Source organism: Falsiroseomonas oryzae, assembly GCF_027856955.1.
GTDB classification, from domain to species: Bacteria; Pseudomonadota; Alphaproteobacteria; order Acetobacterales; family Acetobacteraceae; genus Falsiroseomonas; species Falsiroseomonas oryzae.
Map to the genome: position 1 here is coordinate 1 of NZ_JAPSMD010000196.1, position 9,867 is coordinate 9,867.

Below are 9,867 nucleotides of genomic sequence, written 5' to 3' on the forward strand. Positions count from 1 at the left end.
CGACGCGCCGGCGCCGGCGATCGGGCTGGAGGCGACGCCCGGCGAGGTCGCCGCGATGCTGGCGCGCGTCGCCCGTGGCTGGACCCGGCTCGGCGAGCAGGCGCCGCACTGGTCCGTGCTGCCCGAGGACCGCTTCCGGCCGGCGAGCCTTCCCGCGCACCGCGCCGCCTTCCTGGGCAGCGGCCGGGAGGACCGGGACCTGCTGGAGGGTGCAATGGCCCGGCTGCGCCTGCCGCGCGACGGGGTGCGCCGGCTGGTGGAGTTCGGCTGCGGGGTGGGGCGGGCAACGCTGCACCTGGCGGCGGTCGCCCCGGAGGTGGCGGGGATCGACGCATCGGCGCCGCACCTGGCCGCGGCACGGGCGGAGGCACTGGCACGGGGGATGGACCACATCGCCTGGCTGCGCAGCCGCCCGGACCTGCCGATGCCGGTCACGGGCTACGACATCTGGTTCAGCCGGCGCGTGCTGCAGCACAACCCGCCGCCGGTGATGCGCGAGGTGCTGCGGCTGGCCTTCGCCGGGCTGGCGCCGGGCGGCCTCGCGATGTTCCAGCTGCCGACCTACGGCTTCGGCTATGCCTTCGACCCGGCGGCGTATCTTGCCGCGCCGGAGGCTCCGGCGCCGGAACTGCATGCGCTGCCCCAGGCCGAGGTCTTCGCCCTGGCCGCCGCGGCAGGGCTGGCGGTGCTGGAAGTCAACGAGGACCCGGTTCCGGGACTCGACCGGCGGCGCTGGGTGTCGCATCTGTTCGTGATGCGGCGCCCGCCTTGAGGGCGGCCTGCGCGGGCGTGGTGGAACGGTAGACACGCTGGATTTAGGTTCCAGTGGCGCAAGCCATGGGGGTTCAAGTCCCTCCGCCCGCATTGTTCCGGCCTCAGGCGCCGGCGCCGCCTCCGGCGGCTTGGCTTCCGGCCCGACGCGCTGGCGCGCTGGGCCAAACGGGGGCGCTGCGGCCAGCGGCCCTTCGGGCCGCGTTCGCTTCACGCGTGCTGTCGCCGTGGGGGCGGATTCCCTCCGCCCCATTGCCCCCGGACCCGCGTGGCGCTAACGGGGCGGGCTTGATGCGAATGGGGCGGCGCCCGCCGGGGCGCCGCATGTGGGATTCCGGAAGGGTAAGATGCAGGTCACCGAGCTGCCGGCCGAGGGGCTGAAGAGGGCATTCCAGGTCGTCGTGCCCGCGGCGAGCCTCGCCGAGCGGCGCGACGCGCGGCTGAAGAAGCTCGGCGCCGAGCTGCGCCTGCCCGGCTTCCGCCCGGGCAAGGTGCCGCCCTCCGTCGTGAAGGCGCGCTACGGCCAGGCCGTCTCCGGCGAGGTGCTGGAGGAGAGCGTGAACGAGGCCACCCGCCAGGTCATCTCCGACCGCGGCCTGCGCCCCGCGCTGCAGCCGAAGATCGAGCTGGTGAACTACAGCGAGGGCGCGGACCTCGAATACAAGATCGACCTCGAGCTGCTGCCCGAGATCCCGATGCCCGACTTCGCGGGGATCGCCCTGGAGCGCGAGAAGGCCACTCCCGGCGACGCCCAGGTTGACGAGTTCCTGGCCACCATGCGCCAGCGCCTCGCTGGCACCGAGGACGTGGCCGAGCCGCGCCCCGCCGCCAAGGGCGACATCCTGGTCTGCGACTTCGAAGGGCGCCTGAAGAACGAGGACGGCACGCTGGCCGATCCCTTCCAGGGCGGCACTGCGAGCGACATGCCGATCGAGGTCGGCGGCGACGGCTTCATCCCCGGCTTCACCGAGCAGCTGGAGGGCATGTCGCCCGGCGACAGGAAGGACATCGAGGTCGCCTTCCCCGAGGGCTACCAGTCGGCCGAGCTGGCCGGGAAGCCGGCGGTCTTCGCCATCACGGCCAAGGCGCTCAAGACCAAGGTGCTGCCGGAGCTGAACGACGAGTTCGCCAAGCGGCTCGGCGTGGAGGACCTCGCGGCGCTGCGCGCCCGCGTCACCGAGAACCTGCAGCGCGAATACGACGCGCTGGCGCGGATGAAGGTGAAGCGCGCCCTGCTGGACGCGCTGGCCGAGAAGGCCGTGTTCACCGTGCCGGAGGGCATGGTGGAAGCGGAGTTCGCCCAGATCTGGCAGCGCGTGGAGGCCGACATGAAGGCCGGGCGCCTGGACGAGGACGACAAGGGCAAGGACGAGGCCACGCTGAAGGCCGAGTACCGCGCCATCGCGGAGCGCCGCATCCGCCTCGGCCTGCTGCTGTCGGAGATCGGCCGGACCAACAACATCCAGGTCAGCAACGACGAGCTGGCCGGGGCGATGCGGGCCGAGGCCGGCCGCTACCCCGGCCAGGAGAAGCAGGTGCTGGACTACTTCCGCAGCAACCCGCAGGCCGTCGAGGGCCTGCGCGCCCCGATCTTCGAGGAGAAGGTCGTGGACTTCGTGCTGGAACTGGCCAAGGTGGCCGAGAAGGCGGTGGAGCCGAAGGCGCTGACCGAGGCGGCTGGCTGAGGCCGGCTGAGGCCCGGCCCTCCCCCGCTTCCGCGGAGGAGGGCCGCCCGCCTATCCCACTTTCACCACGCCCGGCGGCTGCCAGGCGCCGCGCCCGATCGGCAGCAGCGACGGTGCCTCGGTCCTCGGCCAGTAGAGCCGCATCACCAGATAGATCGGGCCGTTCGGCGCCGGCAGCCAGTTCGGCCGCAGCGCCTCGCCCGGGTCGTCCTTCTGGATGTGAATGGTGACACCGCCATCGGCGTTGCGGCGCATGCCGTTCAGCATGGGCGAGTTGATGAGGTAGCGGTCGATCGGGTTCTGCACGAGCAGCTGGTTGCCGCCGTGGTACATCGTCACCGACCAGAAGGCGTTGACCGGCGGCAGCTGGTTCGGGCCGAAAGTGAGCGTGTAGCGGCCCGTGCTGCCATCCAGCGTCTCCCCGCCCGCGGTGGTGCGCGTGAAGGGGTAGGTCGCCTCCTCGGTGCTGTTGCCGTAGATGCCGGCCTTGGCGGCGACGGCGCGCAGCATCCAGTCGCCGTTGTAGGCCTCCTGGCTGCCGGGGATCGGCGTGACGCGCCAGCCGTTCATGGCGACGCCGGCGGCGGCGACCGCGGCCTCCACCTTGCGCTCGCCCTCGAAGGCGGCGGCGAGCAGTTCCATCCGGTCGACGAAGGAATGCGGCAGCGCCGTGCCGCGGCCGTCGATGCCGATGGTCGCCAGCCGCGCGCGGATCGCGGCCTCGTTGGCCTGCGGCGCGTTGAACTGCAGCGCGAAGGCCAGGAAGTCGAAGAAATGGTGCTTCACGAGGTCGGCGTTGGCGCGCGGCCAGCGGATCTCGGGCGCCGGCGGGGGTGCGGGCTGGCGCAGGAAGGTCGAGAGCGGCTCCGACCGGTAGCCGCGCTGCACGGCGACCACGCCCGGCATGTCGTTGGGGCCGAAGAGCTGGGTGCGGAAGATCGTGAGCGCGAACTGCGTGGTCGAGCGGATCACGCCCTTGATGCCGGGCGGCGTCGCGCCCTGCCAGCCCGGGCCGGCCACCAGCCACGACCCGGCCCCCTGGCCGGTGGTGCGGCTGCCGATGTAGCCGACGTTGTAGGTGTTGCCGTCGCAGACCTGGACGGAGAAGTAGCGCCCTGCCGGCACGTCGGGGACCGAGATCACGACCGGCTCGGCGCGCAGGTCGAGCCAGGACATCGAATAGGGCGTGTCGCTGTTCGGCGTCGGGATCGCGGTGTCGCGCCAGGTGAAGACCTGCGCGTCGTTCCACATCGTGTTGAACGGCGCCTTGAACTGCCCGCTGTTCCGGTCGATGGCGAATTCGTACATCACCGCGTAGTTCATCACGATCGGCAGGCCGAAGACGAAGGCGGCCTCCGCCGCCTCGAAGGCTCCGACGATGCCTGGGCGGTTGGCCTGCGCCAGAAGAGGGCGCGGGAGGGCGAGTGCTCCGAGACCGGCCAATGCCGAGGCCCGGATCAGGTCTCTCTTTTTCATGTGGTGTCAGCCTTCCTCGGACCTGGCCGGCCGAACCTGCCGCCAGTGACGTCTCTCAGCCTAGAGCGGAACGAACCGCTTCCGGTAGGGCCAACCTTGTCCTTCTTGGGCGGATCGCCGGGTCGCGCGGGCGGGGGCGCTTCACTGTCACGTTCCGGTGCCGGCAAGGGGGTTTGCGCGCCACCGCGTTCCGCCCACATTAAGGTGACTTCGAGACACTGGCCCGCCGAGGATCCCCGGGGCGGGCACCGCCCGGGGCGGACCCCGGGCATGAAAGGACGCCCATGCGCGAGCGCGACCCCGTCGAGATCTACAACAACACCCTCGTTCCCATGGTCATCGAACAGACCGCCCGGGGCGAGCGGGCCTTCGATATCTATTCGCGACTCCTGAAGGAGCGCATCATCTTCCTCACCGGCCCGGTCTACGACCAGGTGGCCAGCCTGCTCTGCGCCCAGCTGCTGTTCCTGGAAAGCGAGAACCCGAACAAGGACGTCGCCTTCTACATCAACAGCCCGGGCGGCGTTGTGACGGCGGGCCTGGCGATCTACGACACCATGCAGTATATCCGCGCGCCCGTGAGCACCGTGTGCATGGGCATGGCCGCCTCCATGGGCAGCCTGCTGCTGTGCGCCGGCGCCAAGGACAAGCGCTTCGCGCTGCCGAACAGCCGGATCATGGTCCACCAGCCCTCCGGCGGGGCCCAGGGCCAGGCGACGGACATCGAGATCCAGGCCCGCGAGATCCTGAAGACGCGCGAGCGACTGAACCAGATCTACGTCCGGCACACCGGGCAGCCGATCGAGGAGATCCAGAACAAGCTGGAGCGCGACACCTACATGTCCGCCGAGGAGGCGCGCGACTTCGGCCTCGTGGACCAGGTCGTCGAGCAGCGCCCGATGCCGCCCGCCGAGGTGGCGAAGACCTGACCCGGCCGGGTCCGGGACGGGGCATGGAACCCCGTCCCGCCCGATACCGTTCCGGTTGCGCCCTGTTGGCGGGGCGGGCCGGGGCGCGGTTCCGCTTTCCCCGGCGAAATCCGGGGGCTATGGTTGCCCTTGGCCGACCTCCCAGCCGGGGGGCGGGCGAGACCGATGCCGACCCCCGTGGACGCGGGGCGCGGCTCCTGGAGCGCGCATGAGCAAGTCCGGCGACTCGAAGAACACCCTGTACTGCTCGTTCTGCGGCAAGTCGCAGCACGAGGTCCGGAAGCTCATCGCCGGGCCGACCGTGTTCATCTGCGACGAATGCGTGGAACTCTGCATGGACATCATTCGCGAGGAGCACAAGACGCACCTCGTGAAGTCCCGCGACGGCGTGCCGACGCCGCGCGAGATCTGCAAGGTCCTCGACGACTACGTCATCGGGCAGGACCACGCCAAGCGCGTGCTGTCCGTGGCCGTCCACAACCACTACAAGCGCCTGGCGCATAGCGGGAAGTCCGGCGACGTCGAGATCGCGAAGAGCAACATCATGCTCATCGGCCCGACCGGCTCGGGCAAGACGCTGCTGGCCCAGACCCTGGCCCGGATCCTCGACGTCCCCTTCACCATGGCGGACGCCACCACCCTGACCGAGGCCGGCTATGTCGGCGAGGATGTCGAGAACATCATCCTCAAGCTGCTGCAGGCCGCGGACTACAACGTGGAGCGGGCGCAGCGCGGCATCGTCTACATCGACGAGGTCGACAAGATCAGCCGCAAGTCGGACAACCCCTCCATCACCCGCGACGTGAGCGGGGAGGGCGTGCAGCAGGCGCTGCTGAAGATCATGGAAGGCACGGTCGCCTCCGTGCCGCCGCAGGGCGGCCGGAAGCATCCCCAGCAGGAATTCCTGCAGGTGGACACGACCAACATCCTGTTCATCTGCGGCGGCGCCTTCGCCGGTCTCGAGAAGATCATCGCCTCCCGCGGGAAGGGCTCGGGGATGGGTTTCGGCGCGGAGGTCCGGGCGCCGGACGAGCGCCGGACCGGCGCCATCCTGCGCGAGGTGGAGCCCGAGGACCTGCTGAAGTTCGGCCTGATCCCCGAGTTCATCGGCCGCCTGCCGGTGGTCGCGACGCTCGAGGACCTGGACGAGAAGGCGCTGATCGAGATCCTCACCAAGCCGAAGAACGCGCTGGTGAAGCAGTACCAGCGCCTGTTCGAGATGGAGGGGGCCAAGCTCACCTTCACCGAGGACGCGATGAAGTCGGTGGCCACCCGCGCCATCCAGCGGCGGACCGGCGCCCGCGGCCTGCGCTCCATCATGGAGAGCATCCTGCTCGGCACCATGTTCGACCTGCCGGGCCTCGAGGATGTGGAGGAGGTGGTGGTCAACCGCGAAGTCGCGGAAGGCCGGGCCAGCCCGCTCTTCATCTACGGGGAGCGCAAGGCGGAGCAGTCCGCCGGCTGAGCCGCCCCTTGGCGCCGCCCTTCCCCCTGCCGCCGCGGCCCGGCCATGCGCCGGGCCGGTGCTTGCGCCGGGGGGGTGGGGGGGCCATTTGCATGACAATCCCGTGGTGCCGGGGTCGTGCCGACAAGCGAGGGGCCGTCGGGTCCCCTCGTGGGCGGCTCCGCGCCGATCGTCCCCAGCGAGGTCCAGATGGCGGCTGAAGAAGACAAGGTTACCGTCGGCCGCGGCGAGCTCCTCCCGGTGCTGCCGCTGCGCGACATCGTCGTGTTTCCCCATATGATCGTCCCGCTCTTCGTCGGGCGCGAGAAGTCCGTGCGTGCCCTGGAAGCGGTGATGCGCGACGACAAGCAGATCCTGCTCGTCGCCCAGAAGAACGCCGCCCAGGACGATCCAGGCGTGGATGACCTGTACAAGGTCGGCACGGTCTCCACCGTGCTGCAGCTGCTGAAGCTGCCGGACGGCACCGTGAAGGTGCTGGTCGAGGGCGGCCGCCGCGCCAAGATCGCCGCCTACAAGTCCACCGACCCGTATTTCGAGGCCTTCTCCGCCCCCATGGAGGAGGAGAAGCCGGCCGAGGGGCGCGAGCAGGAGGCGCTGGCGCGGTCCGTCGTCACCCAGTTCGAGAGCTATATCAAGCTCAACAAGAAGATCGCGCCGGAGGTGCTGGTCTCGATCAACCAGATCGACGACCCGTCCAAGCTGGCCGACACGGTGGCGAGCCACCTGAACCTCAAGATCAGCGAGAAGCAGGAGCTGCTGGAGACCGCCGGTATCTCCCCGCGGCTGGAGCGCGTCTTCGCCCACATGGAGGGCGAGATCGGCGTGCTGCAGGTGGAGAAGCGCATCCGCAACCGCGTGAAGCGGCAGATGGAAAAGACGCAGCGCGAGTACTACCTGAACGAGCAGCTGAAGGCGATCCAGAAGGAGCTGGGCGAGGGCGAGGACGGCAAGGACGAGGCTGCCGAGCTCGAGGCCAAGATCAAGGCCACCAAGCTGTCGAAGGAAGCGCGCGAGAAGGCCATGGCGGAGCTGAAGAAGCTCAAGACCATGTCGCCGATGAGCGCCGAGGCGACGGTGGTGCGCAACTACCTCGACTGGATGCTCTCCATCCCCTGGAAGAAGAAGACCCGCATCCGCAACGACATCGTCGCGGCGGAGAAGGTGCTCGACGCCGACCACTACGGGCTGGAGAAGGTCAAGGAGCGGATCATCGAGTACCTGGCGGTGCAGTCGCGCAGCCAGAAGATCCGCGGCCCGATCCTGTGCCTGGTCGGCCCGCCCGGCGTCGGCAAGACCTCGCTTGGCAAGTCCATCGCCAAGGCGACGGGGCGCAACTTCGTGCGCATGTCGCTCGGCGGCGTGCGGGACGAGGCGGAGGTGCGCGGCCACCGGCGGACCTACATCGGCTCCATGCCCGGCAAGGTCGTGCAGGGCATGAAGAAGGCGAAGTCGTCCAACCCGCTCTTCCTGCTGGACGAGATCGACAAGCTCGGCGCCGACTGGCGGGGCGACCCTTCCGCCGCGCTGCTGGAGGTGCTGGACCCCGAGCAGAACGCGACCTTCAACGACCACTACCTCGAGGTGGACTACGACCTCTCGGACGTGATGTTCATCACCACGGCGAACAGCCTGCGCATGCCGCAGCCGCTGCTCGACCGCATGGAGATCATCCGCATCCCCGGCTACACCGAGGACGAGAAGGTCGAGATCGCCAAGCGCCACCTGCTGCCCAAGGTCAGCGAGGCCAATGGGCTGAAGAAGGGCGAGTGGACGATCAGCGACGACGCCATCCGCGACATGGTGCGCTACCACACGCGGGAAGCGGGCGTGCGCAACCTGGAGCGCGAGCTGGCCGGCATCGCGCGCAAGGCGGTGCGGGAGATCGTGGCCAAGAAGTCGAAGAAGGTCGCGGTCACCGTCAAGAACCTCGAGAAGTTCGCCGGCGTGCGGAAGTTCCGCTACGGCGAGGCCGAGGCCGAGGACATGGTGGGCGTGGTCACCGGCCTGGCCTGGACCGAGGTGGGCGGCGAGATCCTGACGATCGAGAGCGTTATCGTCCCCGGCAAGGGCAACGTGAAGACGACCGGCAAGCTCGGCGACGTCATGCAGGAGAGCGTCAGCGCGGCGATGAGCTATGTCCGCTCGCGCGCGACGAGCTTCGGCGTGAAGCCGACGCTGTTCGAGAAGCGCGACATCCACGTGCACGTCCCGGAGGGCGCGACGCCGAAGGACGGGCCTTCCGCCGGCATCGCGATGGCCACCTCCATCGTCTCCGTGCTGACGGGCATCCCGGTGCGGAAGGACGTCGCGATGACCGGCGAGGTGACGCTGCGCGGCCGGGTGCTGCCGATCGGCGGCCTGAAGGAGAAGCTGCTGGCGGCGCTGCGGGCCGGCGTCACCACGGTGTTCATCCCGAAGGACAACGAGAAGGACCTGGCCGAGATTCCGGACAGCGTGAAGAAGGGGCTGACCATCCTGGCGGTCAGCCATGTGGACGAGGTGATCGGCAAGGCGCTGGCTCGCCCGCCGGAGCCGATCACCTGGGAAGAGCCGCCGGAGGCGCCGCCTGCGGCGACCCCTGCGGATGGAGCCGGCGTCCGCCCGCACTGAGCCCGACCCCCATGTGAGAAGGGCGTCTGCCGCGAGGCAGGCGCCCTTTCCTTTTCCGCGGTCGATCAGACACTTGCCGCGAGCGTCGCGCGCAACGCCGCGCGGGGCGCGGGCCGCTTCGTGTCGTCCTCCCGAAAATGGCCGTTTTCTGCCGCGAATCGGGCGTCGCACGTTGACGCGAGCGGAACGGCACGCCTAGTGTCGCCGCGGATGGCGGCCCGGATTCGGGCGGTCCGGGGCAGTAGACGACAGGGACCTCAGGGGGGTTCGAGATGAACAAGCAGGATCTGGTCGCGGTGGTCGCCGAGGCCGGCGAACTTTCGAAGGCGAAGGCGGGCGACGTGCTCGACGCTGTGTTCGAGGCGATCACCAAGTCGCTGAAGAAGAAGCAGGAGGTCCGGCTGGTCGGCTTCGGCACCTTCAGCACCTCCAAGCGCAAGGCTGGCAAGGGCCGCAACCCGCGCACCGGCGAGGAGATCAAGATCCCCGCCACCACGACCGTCCGCTTCAAGGCCGGCAAGGGCCTCAAGGACGCAGTGAACTGAGTTTCCGGCCGGCAGGGGACCTGCTGGGGGGGCGCGGGGGCCGGTCCGGAAGGACCGGCCCTTCGTGTTTGCAGGACCCTTGGCGCCGGCGTTGGGCGGGCGTAGGGCTGCGCGGGGGCGCTTAGCTCAGCGGTAGAGCGCCTGTCTTACACACAGGATGTCGGCGGTTCGATCCCGTCAGCGCCCACCATGCCGCCGCGTCACCGCAAGCGGGCTCACGGCCACCAGGCGCCGGCCTCTGCGATGGCCTGCAGCGTCTCTTGCAGCGCCGTGGGGCCGCCGAGCCGTTCCAGCACGGGCCGCGCTGCCGCGCCGCCGCCGATCGCCGGCCGAAGCCCGAGCACGTCGCCGAGCCGCCCCTCCGCCGCTGCGAGCGCGGCGAGCAG

The 9,867-nt window shown here is 69.8% G+C and carries 7 protein-coding genes and 2 tRNA genes; 8 read left to right on the forward strand and 1 reads right to left on the reverse strand.

The window, feature by feature from the left end; genetic code table 11:
* The 3 genes from OZN99_RS17910 to tig form a co-directional block, all read left to right on the forward strand.
* A partial coding sequence (locus OZN99_RS17910; RefSeq protein ID WP_270936631.1) for a methyltransferase domain-containing protein occupies window positions 1–772 on the forward strand: 772 nt, incomplete at its 5' end.
* Between the two features lie 11 nt (window positions 773–783).
* Window positions 784–864 (forward strand) — tRNA-Leu (locus OZN99_RS17915).
* Window positions 865–1,118: 254 nt separating this feature from the next.
* The gene (gene tig / locus OZN99_RS17920; protein ID WP_270936632.1) at window positions 1,119–2,456 is read left to right on the forward strand and encodes a trigger factor; all 1,338 of its coding nucleotides are present in this window, start codon (window positions 1,119–1,121) and stop codon (window positions 2,454–2,456) included.
* A gap of 51 nt (window positions 2,457–2,507) precedes the next feature.
* Here tig and OZN99_RS17925 read toward each other — a convergent pair whose 3' ends face one another.
* On the reverse strand, window positions 2,508–3,932 hold the full coding sequence (locus tag OZN99_RS17925) for a DUF1254 domain-containing protein (protein WP_270936633.1): 1,425 nt from the start codon (window positions 3,930–3,932) through the stop codon (window positions 2,508–2,510).
* 284 nt (window positions 3,933–4,216) lie between these two features.
* Between OZN99_RS17925 and clpP the strand changes: the two genes are divergently transcribed.
* The 5 genes from clpP (at window position 4,217) to OZN99_RS17950 (ending at window position 9,671) form a co-directional block, all read left to right on the forward strand.
* Entirely contained in the window at window positions 4,217–4,861 is a 645-nt protein-coding gene (gene clpP / locus OZN99_RS17930) for an ATP-dependent Clp endopeptidase proteolytic subunit ClpP (protein WP_270936634.1), read from the forward strand.
* Window positions 4,862–5,069: 208 nt separating this feature from the next.
* On the forward strand, window positions 5,070–6,326 hold the full coding sequence (gene clpX / locus OZN99_RS17935; protein WP_270936635.1) for an ATP-dependent Clp protease ATP-binding subunit ClpX: 1,257 nt from the start codon (window positions 5,070–5,072) through the stop codon (window positions 6,324–6,326).
* A 189-nt stretch (window positions 6,327–6,515) separates the two neighbouring features.
* Window positions 6,516–8,936, forward strand: a complete 2,421-nt coding sequence (lon, locus tag OZN99_RS17940; protein WP_270936636.1) for an endopeptidase La — start codon at window positions 6,516–6,518, stop codon at window positions 8,934–8,936.
* 272 nt (window positions 8,937–9,208) lie between these two features.
* Window positions 9,209–9,481, forward strand: coding sequence for an HU family DNA-binding protein (locus OZN99_RS17945; protein WP_270936637.1), 273 nt, complete (start codon window positions 9,209–9,211; stop codon window positions 9,479–9,481).
* Between the two features lie 115 nt (window positions 9,482–9,596).
* Window positions 9,597–9,671: transfer RNA gene (locus OZN99_RS17950), tRNA-Val, on the forward strand.
* The last annotated feature ends 196 nt before the right edge of the window (window positions 9,672–9,867 follow it).

Coding starts and splice junctions, on each gene's coding strand:
- clpP (WP_270936634.1), top strand. CDS start 4,217: ATGCGCGAGCGCGACCCCGTCGAGATCTACAACAACACCCTCGTTCCC.
- tig (WP_270936632.1), top strand. CDS start 1,119: ATGCAGGTCACCGAGCTGCCGGCCGAGGGGCTGAAGAGGGCATTCCAG.
- OZN99_RS17925 (WP_270936633.1), bottom strand. CDS start 3,932: ATGAAAAAGAGAGACCTGATCCGGGCCTCGGCATTGGCCGGTCTCGGA.
- lon (WP_270936636.1), top strand. CDS start 6,516: ATGGCGGCTGAAGAAGACAAGGTTACCGTCGGCCGCGGCGAGCTCCTC.
- clpX (WP_270936635.1), top strand. CDS start 5,070: ATGAGCAAGTCCGGCGACTCGAAGAACACCCTGTACTGCTCGTTCTGC.
- OZN99_RS17945 (WP_270936637.1), top strand. CDS start 9,209: ATGAACAAGCAGGATCTGGTCGCGGTGGTCGCCGAGGCCGGCGAACTT.